This window comes from Pantoea sp. 1B4 (genome assembly GCF_016925765.1).
In the GTDB taxonomy this organism is placed as follows: domain Bacteria; phylum Pseudomonadota; class Gammaproteobacteria; order Enterobacterales; family Enterobacteriaceae; genus Pantoea; species Pantoea agglomerans.
The window spans coordinates 896656-912546 of record NZ_JAEUWZ010000001.1; the positions used below are offsets into that span (position 1 = coordinate 896656).

The 15891-nt window shown below is 56.6% G+C and carries 12 protein-coding genes, 4 pseudogenes and 1 other annotated feature; of the genes and pseudogenes, 11 read left to right on the forward strand and 5 right to left on the reverse strand.

Annotated elements, in window-relative coordinates; all coding sequences use genetic code 11:
• Positions 1-25 precede the first annotated feature (25 nt).
• Positions 26-664: a multidrug efflux transporter transcriptional repressor AcrR gene (acrR, locus tag JNO11_RS04180; protein ID WP_010255906.1), complete on the forward strand. Its 639-nt coding sequence runs from the start codon at positions 26-28 to the stop codon at positions 662-664.
• Here the strand turns inward: acrR and rsmS are convergent.
• Genes rsmS through JNO11_RS04195 form a run of 3 tightly spaced genes read right to left on the reverse strand, consistent with a single transcriptional unit; the run spans position 661 to position 1646 of the window.
• A complete protein-coding gene (gene rsmS, locus JNO11_RS04185) occupies positions 661-813 on the reverse strand; it encodes a pleiotropic regulatory protein RsmS (RefSeq protein WP_010255907.1) in 153 nt (50 codons plus the stop codon). The two genes, acrR and rsmS, sit on opposite strands and share 4 nt — an antisense overlap.
• Positions 814-821: 8 nt before the next feature.
• Positions 822-1067 carry a membrane protein gene (locus JNO11_RS04190; RefSeq protein WP_022626108.1) on the reverse strand — a complete coding sequence of 82 codons (246 nt, stop codon included), beginning with the start codon at positions 1065-1067 and terminating at the stop codon, positions 822-824.
• A 57-nt stretch (positions 1068-1124) separates the two neighbouring features.
• A complete protein-coding gene (locus tag JNO11_RS04195; RefSeq protein ID WP_010671220.1) occupies positions 1125-1646 on the reverse strand; it encodes a primosomal replication protein in 522 nt (173 codons plus the stop codon).
• 57 nt (positions 1647-1703) lie between these two features.
• On the opposite strand from JNO11_RS04195, the gene JNO11_RS04200 reads away from it, so the two are divergent.
• The 6 genes and pseudogenes from JNO11_RS04200 to htpG all read left to right on the forward strand — a co-directional run bounded on the left by JNO11_RS04200 (position 1704) and on the right by htpG (position 8011).
• Entirely contained in the window at positions 1704-2093 is a 390-nt protein-coding gene (locus tag JNO11_RS04200; RefSeq protein ID WP_010255914.1) for a DUF454 family protein, read from the forward strand.
• A gap of 144 nt (positions 2094-2237) precedes the next feature.
• Complete coding sequence (gene apt / locus JNO11_RS04205) at positions 2238-2789, forward strand: adenine phosphoribosyltransferase (protein ID WP_010671221.1); 552 nt, start codon at positions 2238-2240, stop codon at positions 2787-2789.
• A gap of 158 nt (positions 2790-2947) precedes the next feature.
• Positions 2948-5045, forward strand: a pseudogene (gene dnaX, locus JNO11_RS04210) (DNA polymerase III subunit gamma/tau).
• Positions 4386-4447 (forward strand) — a sequence feature (DnaX frameshifting element). It overlaps the preceding pseudogene by 62 nt.
• Before the next feature lie 55 nt (positions 5046-5100).
• Complete coding sequence (locus JNO11_RS04215; protein ID WP_003850423.1) at positions 5101-5433, forward strand: YbaB/EbfC family nucleoid-associated protein; 333 nt, start codon at positions 5101-5103, stop codon at positions 5431-5433.
• Positions 5433-6038 carry a recombination mediator RecR gene (gene recR / locus JNO11_RS04220; protein ID WP_003850420.1) on the forward strand — a complete coding sequence of 202 codons (606 nt, stop codon included), beginning with the start codon at positions 5433-5435 and terminating at the stop codon, positions 6036-6038. Before JNO11_RS04215 ends, recR begins: the two co-directional genes overlap by 1 nt.
• A 98-nt stretch (positions 6039-6136) precedes the next feature.
• The gene (gene htpG, locus JNO11_RS04225; RefSeq protein ID WP_029519428.1) at positions 6137-8011 is read left to right on the forward strand and encodes a molecular chaperone HtpG; all 1875 of its coding nucleotides are present in this window, start codon (positions 6137-6139) and stop codon (positions 8009-8011) included.
• A gap of 280 nt (positions 8012-8291) precedes the next feature.
• Here the strand turns inward: htpG and JNO11_RS04230 are convergent.
• A pseudogene (locus JNO11_RS04230) lies at positions 8292-9162 on the reverse strand (LysR substrate-binding domain-containing protein).
• A 186-nt stretch (positions 9163-9348) separates the two neighbouring features.
• Here JNO11_RS04230 and JNO11_RS04235 point away from each other — a divergent pair.
• The 4 genes and pseudogenes from JNO11_RS04235 to JNO11_RS04250 all read left to right on the forward strand — a co-directional run bounded on the left by JNO11_RS04235 (position 9349) and on the right by JNO11_RS04250 (position 13417).
• Entirely contained in the window at positions 9349-10209 is an 861-nt protein-coding gene (locus tag JNO11_RS04235) for a DUF6024 family protein (protein ID WP_325176954.1), read from the forward strand.
• A gap of 129 nt (positions 10210-10338) precedes the next feature.
• A complete protein-coding gene (gene adk / locus JNO11_RS04240; protein ID WP_122889127.1) occupies positions 10339-10983 on the forward strand; it encodes an adenylate kinase in 645 nt (214 codons plus the stop codon).
• A gap of 113 nt (positions 10984-11096) precedes the next feature.
• Positions 11097-12057, forward strand: a pseudogene (hemH, locus tag JNO11_RS04245) (ferrochelatase).
• Between the two features lie 58 nt (positions 12058-12115).
• On the forward strand, positions 12116-13417 hold the full coding sequence (locus JNO11_RS04250; RefSeq protein ID WP_010255936.1) for an inosine/guanosine kinase: 1302 nt from the start codon (positions 12116-12118) through the stop codon (positions 13415-13417).
• Between the two features lie 438 nt (positions 13418-13855).
• On the opposite strand, the pseudogene ybaL reads toward JNO11_RS04250, so the two are convergent.
• Positions 13856-15551 (reverse strand): annotated as a pseudogene (gene ybaL / locus JNO11_RS04255) (YbaL family putative K(+) efflux transporter).
• Positions 15552-15891: the final 340 nt, after the last annotated feature.

Genomic DNA, 15891 nt, shown 5'->3' on the forward strand with positions numbered 1-15891 from the left:
TACCTGTTTGTAAAAAAAGCCCCTTATGGCACGAAAAACCAAAGCGCAAGCACTTGAAACGCGACATCAAATTCTTGATGCCGCCATTGTTCTGTTTTCGCAGCAGGGCGTTTCAGCCACTTCTCTGGCGGATATTGCAACCGCTGCCAGCGTCACGCGAGGGGCCATCTACTGGCACTTCAAAAATAAAGCCGATGTATTACATGAAATATGGCTTCGTTGTGATGCTGGTCTGGACGATGTGGAACTTGAGTATCAGACAAAATACCCTGGCGATCCACTCTCTGTGTTGCGAGCGATGCTGGTCTATATCTTTGACGCGACAGCAAAGGATCCGCAGCGCCGCGCCTTGATGGAGATCATTTTCCACAAATGTGAATTTGTGGGCGAAATGTCGGCGCTGAAGAATATGCAGCAGAGCTTACTGCTGGAATGCTACGACAAAATTGAAGATGTGCTGCGCCAGTGTATCGAAGCCGGACAACTTCCGGGCAGTCTCAGCACGCGTCAGGCCGCTCTTATCCTGCGCGGTTACGTCAACGGTATGATGGAAAGCTGGCTGTTTGCGCCGGACAGTTTTGATTTAGCCGGAGACGCGCCGACGCTGGTCAATGCTTTTATCGATATGCTGCGCCTCAGTCCGACGCTGACTGCCCACCACTAAGCCGATGGGCGATCACGCTTGTTTTCGAAATCGCGCTGCACCATGGCCAGCGCTGAGAGCACGGTTTCTACCGGCAGTTGATGCTCTTCCAGTAGCTGAATCAGATCAACTGCCAGTTTGACGTCGTCAGGGGCATTTTCCAGTGACATCTCTTCTCCTAAATACGTAGTCGGGCCGCGACCAGCAGCATCACTAATGCACCGAGAATCGCCATGCCCAGTGCGCCAATATGCAGCGTTGCCAGGGTGCCCAGTTCAAAATAGGTGGCGATATAGCCGCCAATCAGTGCACCGATCATCGACAGCGTCAGGGTAGCAACCAGGCCGCCCGGTGGTCCCGGCATCAGCAGACGCTTCAGCAACCCCAGCAGTAAACCGCTTAACAGCCACACAAGTAAAGCCATGGTTCTTCTCCGCGCCGAATCACACCCAGTATAGGAGCGCTTTTGTCACGCTGCGCTTTATTCGCTGCCGCGCAACGAAGAGGCCCATTCGACAGAGCGAATCGCCTGCCGACAGCGTGCCAGTCGCTGCTCTAACGTTTCCAGATCCTGTTTCAGCTGATGCTGTACCGCCAGCGTTTCGGCCAGCGCCAGGCGCTGCTCACGCTGATCGATCATTGCCAGTAAACGCCGTTCAAATTCACGGTACTCCTGATATTTTGCGGCGCGTGGGTTCCTGATGGGCTGTTCGCGTCGGGTACGCAGCTGTTGCGTACTCGCCTCGCGTTGCAGGGCGGCAATCTGATCGACCAGGCGTTCAGCCAGCCACGCACTACGGGCCAGATCGTGGCTGCTGTCGCAGAGCCGGGCAAAATTCTGTTCCACTTCCAGCAGGTAATCAGCCAGCCGCGTGCCTTTGGTGCGAAACAGCTGAGTATCAAAACGTGGCAGACGGCAAACCCCATCTGAATGGCAGGCGAGTTCCTGCCGCAGGGCGATAAGGAGCTGTTGCAGGCGCTGTTGTATGGCGATCGCACTCATCGCGTCACGCTCAATTGTGCTAACGTACGCTGATGAGGAAAGAGTTGGGCGGCATTCATGCAACGCATTCTGTTATTAACCCTCGGCTGGCTGGCGATTGTGCTGGGGACGCTGGGCATTGTATTACCTTTATTACCTACCACGCCATTCATGCTGCTGGCGGCCTGGTGTTTTGCCCGTTCATCGCCGCGTTTTCATCACTGGCTGCTGTGGAAATCGCCATTTGGCCGCTATCTGCGTCACTGGCAGCAGCATCGCGCGATGCCGCCAGGGGCTAAAGTACGCGCTATCTGCCTGATCGTCGCCACCTTTAGTCTCTCACTCTTCCTGGTGCATCAGCTCTGGGTACGCATCATGCTGCTGATCATGCTGGCGGCGCTGCTGCTGTTTATGTGGCGTATTCCGGTGGTGGCAGAAGCAGCGGACGCACCGCCGCCGCCGCGATAAAGTTGCATTTAGCCGGTCATTTGCTTAGATTTGGGCGTCTTCGTGCGTGGCTTCCCTTTGTGAATTGACTTCCGCTGAGCCTGTTATCAGGTATTAGCGCTTTTGAAGCTGCGCGAAACAGAATTTTTTACCAGGCGTATCATTATGACCGACACTGCGCAGCAGCTTGAATTCATTAAAAACAGCATTAAAAGCATTCCCGATTATCCTAAGCCAGGCATCCTGTTCCGCGATGTCACCAGCCTGCTGGAAGATCCCAAAGCCTATGCCGCGTCGATTGCGCTGCTGGTTGAGCGTTACCGTAATAAAGGCATCACTAAGGTGGTGGGGACGGAAGCGCGCGGTTTCCTGTTTGGTGCACCGGTGGCGTTAGGCCTCGGCGTCGGTTTTGTTCCGGTGCGTAAGCCCGGCAAACTGCCCCGTGAAGTCTACAGCGAATCCTATGAGCTGGAGTACGGCACCGATAAGCTGGAATTGCACAAAGATGCCATCCAGCCAGGCGATCTGGTGCTGGTGGTTGACGACCTGCTGGCGACCGGCGGGACGATTGAAGCGACCGTTAAACTGATTCGTCGTGCAGGCGGTGAAGTTAAAGACGCGGCTTTCATTATTAACCTGTTCGATCTGACCGGAGAAACGCGTCTTAATGCCATGGGCGTTGAGAGCTACAGCCTGGTTAAATTCCCCGGCCACTAAGCCACTCTTTCGGCCTTGCCATCCGGCAAGGCCGTCACGCCTTCGGCGTCAAGATAACGAGTGCCAGCCAAAAGCGTAGCTGATAGACTACTGCAATCTTATACAGGGGTTGCAGAGCGTCTGCGCTCATCTTTCCATCCAACTTCGTCGAACTCCACATGAGCTATCAGGTACTTGCGCGAAAATGGCGTCCCCAGGCTTTTGCTGATGTTGTCGGTCAGGAACATGTTCTGACGGCGCTGGCGAATGGATTGTCTCTGGGACGCATCCATCATGCTTATCTCTTCTCCGGCACCCGCGGAGTAGGGAAAACCACTATTGCGCGTCTGTTGGCCAAAGGCCTTAACTGCGAAACCGGTATCACTGCCACCCCCTGTGGTCAGTGTGATAACTGCCGTGAAATTGAGCAGGGCCGCTTTGTCGATCTGATTGAGATTGACGCCGCATCGCGTACCAAAGTTGAAGATACCCGCGATCTGCTCGACAACGTGCAGTACGCCCCGGCGCGTGGCCGCTTCAAAGTCTATCTGATCGATGAAGTGCATATGCTGTCGCGTCACAGCTTCAATGCGCTGTTAAAGACGCTGGAAGAGCCCCCTTCACACGTTAAATTCCTGCTGGCGACCACCGATCCGCAGAAACTGCCGGTGACCATTCTCTCGCGCTGCCTGCAGTTCCACCTCAAAGCGCTGGATGTGGATCAAATCCGTCAGCAGCTTGAGCATGTTCTGAAGCAGGAACAGATTGAGAGTGAAACCCGGGCGCTACAGCTGCTGGCGCGGGCTGCCGATGGCAGTATGCGTGATGCGCTGAGCCTTACCGACCAGGCCATTGCCATGGGGCAGGGCGCGGTGACCAGCAGTACGGTCAGCGTCATGCTCGGCACGCTGGACGATGAACAGCCGCTGGGGCTGCTGGAAGCGCTGGTCGACGGTGACGGTCAGCAGGTGATGAATCTGTTGAGCCAGGCCGCGTCACGGGGTGTGGAATGGGAAGCGCTGCTGGTAGAAATGCTGCGCCTGCTGCACCAGATTGCGATGGTGCAATTGCTGCCGACCTCGCTTAATGACGATGACGAGAGTAACGCACTTCGCTTGCGTGAACTGGCGCGGGTGGTGCCGCCCGCCGATCTGCAACTCTATTATCAGACCCTGTTGATGGGCCGCAAGGATCTGCCGATTGCGCCCGATCGTCGTATGGGTGTGGAGATGACGCTGCTGCGTGCACTGGCGTTTCATCCTAAAGCTGCCGTAGCTGAACCCATTGCGCGTCCCGCATTAACTCAGCAGACGGCGCCTGTCGCCCCTGCGCAGACGTCACCGGCAGCATCCGGGCCATCGCCGTTAGCACGGCAACCGGCAGCACAGCCAGCCTCACCGTCACCTGCCGCTGCGCCGCCGTCGCACACCGCGTCGCCCGTCGCGCAGCAGACTCAACAGCAGATGCCGGAGCAGACGCAGCAGCAGGTTGCCGCTCAGCCGCAGATGGCCGCGCCCGATGCTGCACCGCAGCATTCGCCGTCGCCAGATGCCACACCTGATACCGCACTTTCCAGTTCCACCAGTCAGCTCCTGCAGGCGCGCACTCAGTTGTTGCGTCAGGGAGCGAACAAGCCAAAAAAGCGTGAGCCGGCAGCGCCAGGTGCGCGGCCGGCCAACTCCGCGCTGGAGCGGCTGGCCTCGGTCACCGAGCGCAGTCAGCAGCGTATCCGCGATCGCGAGCCTGCCGCCCCGGTAAAAGAGGAAGCGTACCGCTGGAAAGCGGTTAATCAGCCGGTGGAAGTGGCGGAGCCGGTGGCGACGCCAAAGGCCTTGCGTTCTGCGCTGGAGCATGAGAAAACCCCTGAGCTGGCGGCGCGTCTGGCCGAAGAAGCGCAGCAGCGCGATCCCTGGGCCGCAGAGATTGCGATCCTGCCGCTGCCGAAACTGGTGCAGCAGCTGGCGTTAAATGCCTGGAAAGAGACCACAGAAACTGGGGTCTGCCTGCATTTGCGTAGCAGCCAGCGTCACCTTAATTCACCGTCGGCGCAGCAGGTATTAAGCGATGCGCTGAGTCAGCATGCCGGGCAGAGAGTTGAACTCTCGGTAGTTGAAGACGATAATTCATCGGTGTTGACGCCACTTGAATGGCGTCAGGCCATTTACGAAGAGAAACTGGCGCAGGCGCGTCAGTCGATCACCTGTGATACCCACATCCAGACGCTGCAGCGCTTTTTTTGATGCCGATCTGGATGAGGAGAGTATCCGACCTGTTTGAACACGCTGCTGCTATCTTAACGATAGCGTTGTAGCCTCAGCTGAGAGAGAAAACTATGTTTGGTGGTAAAGGCGGATTGGGCAACCTGATGAAACAGGCCCAGCAGATGCAGGACAAAATGGCCAAGGTTCAGGAAGAGATTGCCGCGATTGAAGTGACCGGTGAGTCTGGTGCTGGCCTGGTAAAAGTCACCATTAACGGCGCGCACAACTGCCGTCGCGTGGAAGTCGATCCCAGCCTGCTGGAAGATGACAAAGATATGCTGGAAGATCTGATTGCAGCCGCGTTCAACGATGCGGCACGTCGCATTGATGAAACCCAGAAAGAGAAGATGGCTTCTGTCTCTTCAGGCATGCAGTTGCCACCAGGCTTTAAGATGCCGTTCTGATGCAAACCAGTCCACTGCTTGAATCTTTGATGGAGTCGCTGCGCTGTCTGCCTGGCGTTGGGCCGAAGTCGGCGCAGCGCATGGCGTTTCAGCTGCTGCAGCGCGATCGCAGCGGTGGCATGCGGCTGGCGCAGGCGCTGACCCGTGCGATGTCGGAGATCGGACACTGCGCCGATTGCCGGACATTTACCGAGCAGGAAATTTGCACCATCTGCGCCAATCCACGGCGTCAGCAGAATGGTCAAATCTGCGTGGTGGAAAGCCCGGCGGATATTCACGCCATTGAGCAAACCGGCCAGTTTGGCGGTCGCTACTTTGTGCTGATGGGACATCTCTCGCCGCTCGACGGCATCGGTCCGGCTGATATTGGCCTGGATCGTCTGGAGCAGCGACTGGAGAGTGAAACCCTGCAGGAAGTGATCCTCGCCACTAACCCGACGGTGGAAGGCGAGGCGACCGCGAACTACATCGCGGAACTCTGTGGTCAGTATGGCGTCGACGCCAGCCGTATCGCGCACGGCGTGCCGGTGGGCGGTGAGCTGGAGATGGTTGATGGCACCACGCTGTCCCATTCACTGGCGGGCCGCCAGAAGTTTAAATTTTAATCACTTGCCGGTGTTGTGACAGACACCGGCTTGAAAATCTCCCTGTCACCCCCCACATCAACCTCAACGTTTGTTCAACCTGTTTTGTTGAGGTAGCAATGACCATGAAAGGACAAGAGACCCGTGGCTTTCAGTCGGAAGTAAAACAACTTCTGCACCTGATGATCCATTCTCTCTATTCAAACAAAGAAATTTTCCTGCGTGAGCTGATCTCCAACGCCTCGGATGCGGCAGACAAACTGCGCTTCCGTGCCCTGTCAGATTCCAGCCTGTATGAAGGTGATGGCGAGCTGCACGTTCGTCTCTCTGTTGATAAGGACAACCGTACTATTACGCTCAGCGACAACGGTATCGGTATGCGTCGCGATGAGGTCATTGAGAACCTCGGGACTATCGCCAAGTCAGGCACCAAATCCTTCCTTGAATCCCTGGGCTCCGATCAGGCGAAAGATAGCCAGTTGATCGGTCAGTTCGGTGTCGGTTTCTATTCTGCATTCATCGTGGCGGATAAAGTCACGGTGCGCACCCGTGCCGCGGGCGCGTCAGCCGAAGAAGGCGTGTTCTGGGAATCCGCAGGCGAGGGCGAATATACCCTGGCTGAAATTGAGAAAGCCGATCGTGGTACCGAGATCACCCTGCATCTGCGCGAAGGCGAGGATGAGTTCCTGGATGCATGGCGCGTGCGCAACATCATCAGCAAATATTCCGATCACATCGCGCTGCCGGTAGAGATCGAAAGCAAAGATGAAGAAGGCGAAGGGACACACTGGGAGAAGATTAACAAAGCCCAGGCGCTGTGGACCCGCAACAAATCTGAGATCAGCGACGAAGAGTACAACGAGTTCTACAAGCATATCGCCCACGATTACAGCGATCCGGTCGCCTGGAGCCACAATCGGGTGGAAGGTAAGCAGGAATATACCAGCCTGCTCTACATTCCGGCACGTGCGCCATTTGATATGTGGAACCGCGATCAGAAACATGGCCTGAAACTCTATGTGCAGCGCGTCTTTATCATGGATGACGCTGAGCAGTTTATGCCGAACTATCTGCGCTTTGTGCGTGGCCTGATTGACTCCAACGATCTGCCGCTGAACGTCTCCCGTGAGATCCTGCAGGATAGCCGCGTGACCCAGAGCCTGCGCGCCGCGCTGACGAAGCGTACCCTGCAGATGCTGGAAAAACTGGCGAAAGATGACAACGAGAAATACCAGACCTTCTGGAATGAGTTCGGTCTGGTGCTGAAAGAGGGCCCGGCGGAAGATCACGCTAACCAGGAGACGATCGCTAAGCTGCTGCGTTTCGCCACCACCCAGAGCGAAGGTTCGGCACAGACCATTTCGCTGGAAGATTACGTCAGCCGCATGGTGGAAGGTCAGGAGAAGATTTACTACATCACCGCTGACAGCTATGCCGCCGCGAAGAGCAGCCCGCATCTGGAACTGTTCCGCAAAAAAGGCATTGAGGTGCTGCTGCTCTCCGATCGCATCGACGAATGGATGATGAGCTACCTCACTGAGTTCGATGGTAAAACCTTCCAGTCAGTCAGCAAAGCGGATGAATCGCTGAGCAAGCTGGCGGATGAAGAGACCGAAGAGCAGAAAGAGGCGGAAAAAGCGCTGGAGCCTTTTGTTGAGCGGGTGAAAACTCTGCTGGGCGAACGTGTGAAAGAGGTGCGTCTGACGCATCGCCTGACTGATACTCCGGCGATTGTCACCACCGACGCCAACGAGATGACCACGCAGATGGCGAAGCTGTTTGCCGCGGCCGGACAGGAAGTGCCGGAAGTGAAGTACCTGTTCGAAATCAACCCGGATCATCCGCTGGTTAAACGTGTTGCGGATACGCAGGATGAAGCACGCTTCGGTGAGTGGATTGAGCTGCTGCTGGATCAGGCCTTGCTGGCCGAGCGCGGTACGCTGGACGATCCTAACCAGTTTATCCGCCGCATGAACCAGTTGCTGACCGCATAATGGCAACAGGCCGGTGGTTTTCACCGGCCTGAAGTTGCAGCTACGATGCTGGCTCAGGGAGCATACGCCTTCCGCAAAGACGCAAAAAGCCGCCATCCCTGGCGGGCTCAGCGCGGGCCATCCATGGCCCGCGATGCTTTGCTCCAGGCGTATGCTCCCATCGCATTGACTCTGATGCCGTCTGTCTGAATCAGTCAGCGCTGATTGTGAGCGGGATTTCAGGGTTAAAAAGCAGTAAATTTGTCAGCTGTCTGAAGCCGGTGACCCTCACCGGCTTTTTTCATGGTTTTGCGGCATCCTGCAGCCAGTCGCGAAACAGGCTGATCTCCGTATCGTGCCGACGGCTCTGCTTTGTCATCATCCATGTGGCCCGCTCGACGCGTACAAAGCCAAGCGGCGCAAGCAGCGTGCCATCCTCCAGCTCTTTGCGTACCAGCAAACGCGGTGCCATCAGGACGCCAAGACCACTTCGTGCGGCCTGAATCCCCAGTGTCAGACTCTCAAAATGCTTTCCGCCGTTAAAGCGGCCGCTGACCCCAGCTTTGTCCGCCCACTCTGACCAGGCGTGCAGCCGGGTATCCGCATGCAGCAGGGGCATCGCGGCCAGATCCTCGCCGCCCCGCAGCTGCGAGGCAAAGTGAGGTGCGCAGAGCGGCCCAATCTCATCCTCGCTGACCAGCGTGGCGTCTATGTCAGATTCAGGGGGCTCGCCGTGACTGAGGATCAGTACATCCACATGTTCGCTGCGCAGTTGCGAGATCTGCGTCAGCGGCTGGAAGTGAACTTCAATCTCCGGATAGCGTTGATAAAAGCTGGCGATGCGGGGAATCAGCCATTGCGACAAAAAACTGGGGGGCGCAGGAGACCCGAATCTGCTGAAGCAGCCCGGTACGAATGCTTTCGCAGCTGCTGCGCAACTCACTGAACGCCTGCTGACAGCTCAGCAGCAGACGTTCACCGTGTGAGGTCAGTTTCACGCGGCCATGGCTGCGGATAAAAAGTGGTTTGCCCATCCAGCTCTCCAGCTGGCGAATCTGATGGCTGATGGCGCTGTGCGTAACATGCAGATGTTCAGCCGCCACGCTAAAACTGCTGTGTAAGGCTGCCTGGTGAAAATAGTGCAGCGCTCTCAGTGGCGGCAGTCCGTTCATCCTCTTCCCCTGTGCAAAAATCTAACAGGGATTGTCAATTTATATCATTTTAAAGTCCAGCCGCATTGACCTACTCTTTAGGGCAAATTATGGCGGGTTGACTCAGCCTTATATCTGTGATTTTTCAGGGTATTCCGCCTCGCTTAACCTGCGTTCACGCCGCACACTCCCCGAAGCGAGACAACCATGGCACACCGCTCTTTATCCTCTGAAACTTCAGCAGAGGCGCGCCATCGGTTACGCCTGGCGCTCTCACGCTTTTACCGGCTGGAGCAGTTCGATCTCTTCTTCGCGCCCTCGCTGCATGTGGCGCAGGTCCTTCTTTCTCAGCTCTTTCTGCGGCAGGAGCAGGCGCGCAATCAGCACCGTTACGCCTCGCACTTTCCGGTAACCGAACTCAACATCCTGCCAGCAGTTCCGCTGATCGCGGGCAGCATCATGCTGGTACCGCATGTCGAATTGCCCAATGGCCGCGTGCGTCCGCTGCGGGATTGCCAGAACCAGGGCGTGACGGAGGCGAGCGAGAGTTTTGCCAGCGTGCTGCATCAGAAACTGATCGACGAAGCCCATCTGTTTGTCACCCGACTGGATCGCCACGCCGAGATCTGCAGCGATCTGGTGCTGGTGGCGTTGCGGACACATGACTTCAGTACGCTGGTGCGCAGCGAACTGCGGCTTTTCGAACAGGGGCTGACCCTGACCGCCACGCATGAGGCACTGCGCCGCTTCGACGATCCGCACTGGCTGCCTTACAATGCCGCCACCGTCGATGCGCTCTCCCTGTCAGACCCGCTGCCGCTGAACTCCTGCCATCAGCCCGGTTTGCCGTTTGCCAGCTTTAATGTCCCGGCCTCCGTGATCACATCGCTGTCAGATGCGGAAGATGTGGTGAAATGGCCGCAGCAGGCGCGGCTGCTGCTGAATGCTAACGTGCGCGGCAGCGGCAAAAAAAGCGTGAATATGACCCATCATCTGAGCCGACGACTGCAATTCCTGCTCGGCTCAGGCGGTAAATCTGAAAAAGCGTCCGGCAGGCCAGGCGGGTAGGGGGCAGGGCCAAAAAGCAGCTCAGGTCGCCCTGCGCGATCCGCGCCCTTCCTTGTGATGAGCGGGTCATAATGGTATGTTCTTTCGCTTCTAAGATAGATCAATGCGATTCGCAAGGGGATTTACGCAATGCGTATTATTCTGCTCGGAGCTCCGGGCGCAGGTAAGGGGACTCAGGCCCAATTCATCATGGAGAAGTATGGCATTCCGCAAATCTCCACCGGCGACATGTTGCGTGCAGCAGTAAAAGCAGGCAGCGAGCTGGGCAACCAGGCGAAAGCCATCATGGATGCTGGCAAACTGGTGACCGATGAGCTGGTGATTGCGCTGGTCAAAGAGCGTATCACCCAGGAAGACTGCAAAAACGGTTTCCTGCTGGACGGTTTCCCGCGCACCATTCCTCAGGCAGATGCAATGAAAGAGGCCGGGATCACCGTTGATCACGTGCTGGAGTTCGCCGTACCGGATGAACTGATCGTTGAGCGTATCGTGGGCCGTCGCGTTCACACGCCATCAGGCCGCGTTTATCACGTCACTTTTAATCCACCGAAAGTGGAAGGCAAAGATGATGTGACCGGCGAAGAGCTGACCATGCGTAAAGACGATCAGGAAGAGACCGTGCGTAAGCGCCTGGTGGAATATCATCAGATGACCGCGCCGCTGATTGCTTACTACAGCAAAGAAGCGGAAGTGGGCAACACTGCCTATCACAAAATCGACGGCACCCGTAAGGTGACCGAAGTCAGTGCCGAGCTGGCTAAGATCCTGGGCTAAGTTCACAGGGGCCGGTATTACTGGCCCCTTTTGCAGTAATCGCTTTTACCTCCCACTAATTCCGCTACAATTTCCCCGTTTTCACGCATCCCCGTTGTTATCAAGGAACTCAAATGAGGCAAGATAAGGCCGGCGTGTTATTGGTTAATTTAGGTACGCCAGACGCGCCCACCACACCTGCAGTTAAACGCTATCTGAAACAGTTTTTAAGCGATCCGCGCGTGGTCGATGCGCCGCGCTGGCTCTGGTGGCCGGTTCTCAATGCCGTTATTCTGCCGTTTCGCTCGCCGCGCGTCTCTAAGCTCTACTCATCGGTCTGGATGGAAGGCGGTTCACCGCTGCTGGTTTACAGCATGCGTCAGCGCGATGCGCTGGCGGCACGGGTCGATATGCCCGTCGAGGTGGGCATGAGCTACGGTAATCCCAGCCTGAAAAGCGCGGTTGATAAGCTAATGGCGCAGGGCGTGACCCGCCTGATTGTGCTGCCGCTCTATCCGCAATTCTCCTGCTCCACCGTGGCGGCAGTGTGGGATGGCCTGACCGCGGTATTCAAAGATTACCGCTCGCTGCCTGATGTGCAGTTTATCCGCGACTACGCCGAACATCCGGCCTATATCGCCGCGCTGAAAGCGACGGTGGAGCGATCCTTTGAGCGGCACGGTCAGCCCGATCTGCTGGTGTTATCCTTCCACGGCATTCCGCAACGTTTTGCTAACGAAGGCGATGACTACCCGCAGCGCTGTGCGGATACCACGGCGGCCCTGGTCAAAGCGCTGGGCCTGCGTGATGATCAGTATATGATGACCTTCCAGTCGCGTTTTGGTCGTGAGCCGTGGCTGATGCCCTACACCGATAAAACCATGGAAAGCCTGCCCGCTAAAGGGATGAAACATGTTCAGGTGATGAGCCCGGGCTTCTCGTCAGACTGCCTGGAGACGCTGGAAGAGATCAGTGGTGAAAACTGCGAAATCTTTATGCATGCCGGGGGGTGAGAAGTTTGAGTATATCCCTGCGCTGAACGCCGATGAGGCGCATATCGACATGATGGTGCAACTGGTCGACGCACGCCGTTAAAGCGCAGGCGGAGAGTGTGATATCATTCTCTGCCTGTTTTTCCAGACGGCACCTCCCGATGAAATTTCCCGGCAAACGCAAATCCAAACACTACTTTCCTGTCAGCGCACGCGATCCCCTGTTACAGCCCGCCCAGCACGATGTTGATGCAGGCAGCTGGGTGGTGGGTATCGACCAGACGCTGGTGGATATCGAAGCCAAAGTCGATGACGCTTTTCTCGCACGTTATGGCCTGAGTGCCGGGCACTCGCTGGTTATCGATAATGCCGTCGCGGAAGCGTTGTACAACGAGCTGATGCAGGAAGCGCTGATCACCCATCAGTTTGCTGGTGGCACCATCGGTAACACGCTGCATAATTTCTCGGTGCTGGCCGATGACCGCTCCGTGCTGCTGGGCGTCATGTGCAATAACATCCAGATTGGCGGCTACGCCTATCGCTATCTCTGTAACACCTCAAGCCGGGTCGATCTTAACTATCTGCAGGGCGTGGATGGCGCCATTGGACGCTGCTTTACGCTGATTGGCGAACATGGCGAGCGAACCTTTGCTATCAGCCCCGGCCAGATGAACCAGCTGCATCCGGATAACGTACCGGAAGAGGTGATCGCCGGAGCCTCTGCGCTGGTACTGACCTCCTATCTGGTGCGCTGTGCCGAAGGTGAACCGATGCCACAGGCAACGTTGCGGGCGATTGAGTATGCCAAACGCCACAACGTGCCGGTGGTGCTGACGCTGGGCACCAAACATGTGATTGGCGACAATCCTCAGTTCTGGCGCGATTTCCTGCGCGAGCATGTCAGCATCGTGGCGATGAATGAAGAGGAAGCGCTGGCGCTGACCGGCGAAAGCGATCCGCTGCTCGCCGCCAATATGGCGCTGGACTGGGTCGATCTGGTGCTGTGTACTGCTGGCCCGATTGGGCTCTATATGGCGGGTTACACCGAAGAAGAGTTCAAACGCAAAACCAACCATCCACTGCTGCCTGGCGCGATTGCTGAATTCAACCAGTATGAGTTCAGCCGGGTGATGCGCCAGCAGGATTGCCAGCAGCCGCTGCGCATTTTCTCGCACATCGCGCCTTATATGGGCGGACCGGAAAAGATCATGAACACCAACGGCGCCGGAGATGGTGCGCTGGCGGCGTTACTGCATGACATCACCGCCAACAACTATCACAGCCTGAATGTGCCGAACTCCAGCAAACATGCGCGTCCTTACCTGACCTACTCATCGCTGGCGCAGGTATGTAAATATGCCAACCGCGTCAGCTACCAGGTGCTGAATCAGCATTCGCCGCGTCTGACCCGCGGTCTGCCGGAGCGGGAAGACAGTCTGGAAGAGTCTTACTGGGATCGGTAAAGCTGGCAGCTGCCGCGCATAAAAAAAGCCCTTCTGAAGAGAAGGGCCTTAGAAGACTGGCAATGTCTGGCTCGGTTAGCGATGAGATCGAGCCTGCTCAGGGAACACGGTCAGATCGGAAAGTCGGTTAAGCCATCCATGGCCGCTCGGCCCGCACGACTACGCACCTCATCCCTGAGGTGCGCCCATAGCTGGGCCAACGCTTCGCGTTGTTCAAAAACGCTCCCGGCGTTTTTAGTACGCACCTCATCCCTGAGGTGCGCCCGTCGCCGGGCCAACGCATTGCGTTGTTCAAAAACGCTCCCGGCGTTTTTGTCCCGGTCGGCGGGACGCTTTCCTCTTCTGCCCGTGTTCCCTGCGTGTTGAGTTTATTCGTTGCGGTAAAATTTACCCTGGTTTTGATATATCAGAAGCCTGCCAGGCTTTGCTTAACACGAATCAGCGCACGACATCGCAGGGCTGTAAATCTTCGCCCTGGGTCATCTCATCCTGCAGGATTTGAAGCATACTGCTGGCGATCTCACGTTCGCCCATCACCACGCGTGTAGCACCCCGTTCCATGATGTACTCGACTTCATCGTCATAGTGGGCGCGGGCGATAATCTCAATATTCTGATGTTTTTCACGCGCGGCGGTGACCACTTCACCCGCTTCATAGCCATTCGGAATAGTCAGTAACAGCCAGCGGGCGCAGTCGAGTCGGGCCAGTTCCATGGTGTCAGCGCGGGCTGCATTACCCAGCACCGCCTTAATACCGCGCTCGCGCAGCGCTTCAACACGGGCGCGGGAGTTTTCAACTACCACCAGCGGAACATTGGCTTCAAGCAGCTTCTGACCAATCAGACTGCCCACCCGGCCGTAACCCACAATCACCGCGTGATTGCAGAAATCCACCGGGATCTGCTTCTCTTCTTCAATCGCCTCTTCCAGCGTCTGCTCTTCCATCGTCTCCGTTTTCGCCAGGAAACGCTCCAGCAGGGTAAACAGGATCGGATTAAGCATAATCGACAGGATGGCGGCGGCCAGCACCAGGTTGCGGCCCTCGTCAGTCAGCAGGCCCAGCGAGATACCCAGACCGGCCAGAATAAAGGCGAATTCACCAATCTGCGCCAGACTGACCGAAATGGTCAACGCCGTACGACGTGAATGGCCGAGCAGCGACACCAGCAGCCAGGCGGCGACCGATTTACCCACCACAATAATCACCAGCGCGCCCAGCACCGCCAGCGGCTGCGTCACCAGAATCGACGGGTCAAACAGCATGCCGACCGAGACAAAGAACAGCACGGCAAAGGCATCACGCAGCGGCAGCGTATCGCGCGCGGCGCGGTGGCTCAGTTCCGACTCGTTCAGCACCATACCGGCAAAAGAACGCGCCCAGCGCAAACGAAACATCAAAGAATTCAACGGCACCAAAGGCGATGCCCAGCGCCAGCGCTAATACCGCCAGAGTAAACAGTTCACGCGAGCCAGTGGCGGCGCTGCGGGCGAGGATCCAGGGAACGGCACGACGTCCCACCACCATCATAAGCACCATAAAGGCGGCGACTTTGCCGATGGTCCACAGCAGGTCCCAGGCCAGCAGTCCGGCGCTGGCGTTGCCCTGTTCCATCATGCCGGCAATCGCAGGCAGCAAAACCAGCGTCAGCACCATCACCAGATCTTCAACAATCAGCCAGCCAATCGCAATCTGCCCGCGCTGGCTATCGATCAGTTGCCGCTCTTCAAGCGCGCGCAGTAACACCACGGTACTGGCGGTAGAGAGGCAGAGACCAAACACCAGGCCGGTCATCCACGACCATCCCATTGTCCACGATAAGCCCATTCCCAGTAACGTCGCGACCGCGATCTGTGCGATGGCACCGGGAATGGCTATCGACTTTACCGACATGAGATCTTTCATTGAGAAGTGCAGGCCGACACCAAACATCAGCAGAATCACGCCGAGTTCTGCCAGTTCAGGAGCCAGATTGGTATCGGCAACAAAGCCGGGAGTAAAAGGGCCAGCCAGCACGCCAGCCATCAGGTAGCCAACCAGGGGCGAAATACGCAGGCGGTTCGCCAGCATCCCAAGGAGAAATGCCAGAACCAGTGCTCCGACAATGGTAGTGATCAACGGTGTGGTGTGATGCATGCCTGTCTCCTTGTATACAAATGTATCCGCTTGTAACAAATGAGTTTAAAACAAAATCTATTCTTTCGCTGAGCAATTTGCGGGAATACCCTAAAAAAAGCAGGAAAAAAAGTCAAATGCACAATCGAAAGGGTGTTTTTGTTCATTATCCATAATATTGGCTGATTTGACGGTTTAAAGCGGTCCGGGTAAATAAAAATTAGCATCCCTAAATGCCGTGGGTATGACAAAAATAAGGGTTAAATGCGCGCACAGACAGGGTAAAGCCCGTCAGCGGCACTTTTGCAGGGGTAAATAACTGGTTAACATCAGACCTGGCTACCCGTTCTGGCTTATCCGG

What these genes read in the sequence shown, in the direction of transcription:
- apt (WP_010671221.1), top strand. Translation starts at nt 2,238, where the DNA reads ATGACCGACACTGCGCAGCAGCTTGAATTCATTAAAAACAGCATTAAA.
- JNO11_RS04235 (WP_325176954.1), top strand. Translation starts at nt 9,349, where the DNA reads ATGGCACACCGCTCTTTATCCTCTGAAACTTCAGCAGAGGCGCGCCAT.
- JNO11_RS04250 (WP_010255936.1), top strand. Translation starts at nt 12,116, where the DNA reads ATGAAATTTCCCGGCAAACGCAAATCCAAACACTACTTTCCTGTCAGC.
- JNO11_RS04200 (WP_010255914.1), top strand. Translation starts at nt 1,704, where the DNA reads ATGCAACGCATTCTGTTATTAACCCTCGGCTGGCTGGCGATTGTGCTG.
- recR (WP_003850420.1), top strand. Translation starts at nt 5,433, where the DNA reads ATGCAAACCAGTCCACTGCTTGAATCTTTGATGGAGTCGCTGCGCTGT.
- acrR (WP_010255906.1), top strand. Translation starts at nt 26, where the DNA reads ATGGCACGAAAAACCAAAGCGCAAGCACTTGAAACGCGACATCAAATT.
- JNO11_RS04215 (WP_003850423.1), top strand. Translation starts at nt 5,101, where the DNA reads ATGTTTGGTGGTAAAGGCGGATTGGGCAACCTGATGAAACAGGCCCAG.
- rsmS (WP_010255907.1), bottom strand. Translation starts at nt 813, where the DNA reads ATGTCACTGGAAAATGCCCCTGACGACGTCAAACTGGCAGTTGATCTG.
- adk (WP_122889127.1), top strand. Translation starts at nt 10,339, where the DNA reads ATGCGTATTATTCTGCTCGGAGCTCCGGGCGCAGGTAAGGGGACTCAG.
- JNO11_RS04195 (WP_010671220.1), bottom strand. Translation starts at nt 1,646, where the DNA reads ATGAGTGCGATCGCCATACAACAGCGCCTGCAACAGCTCCTTATCGCC.
- htpG (WP_029519428.1), top strand. Translation starts at nt 6,137, where the DNA reads ATGACCATGAAAGGACAAGAGACCCGTGGCTTTCAGTCGGAAGTAAAA.
- JNO11_RS04190 (WP_022626108.1), bottom strand. Translation starts at nt 1,067, where the DNA reads ATGGCTTTACTTGTGTGGCTGTTAAGCGGTTTACTGCTGGGGTTGCTG.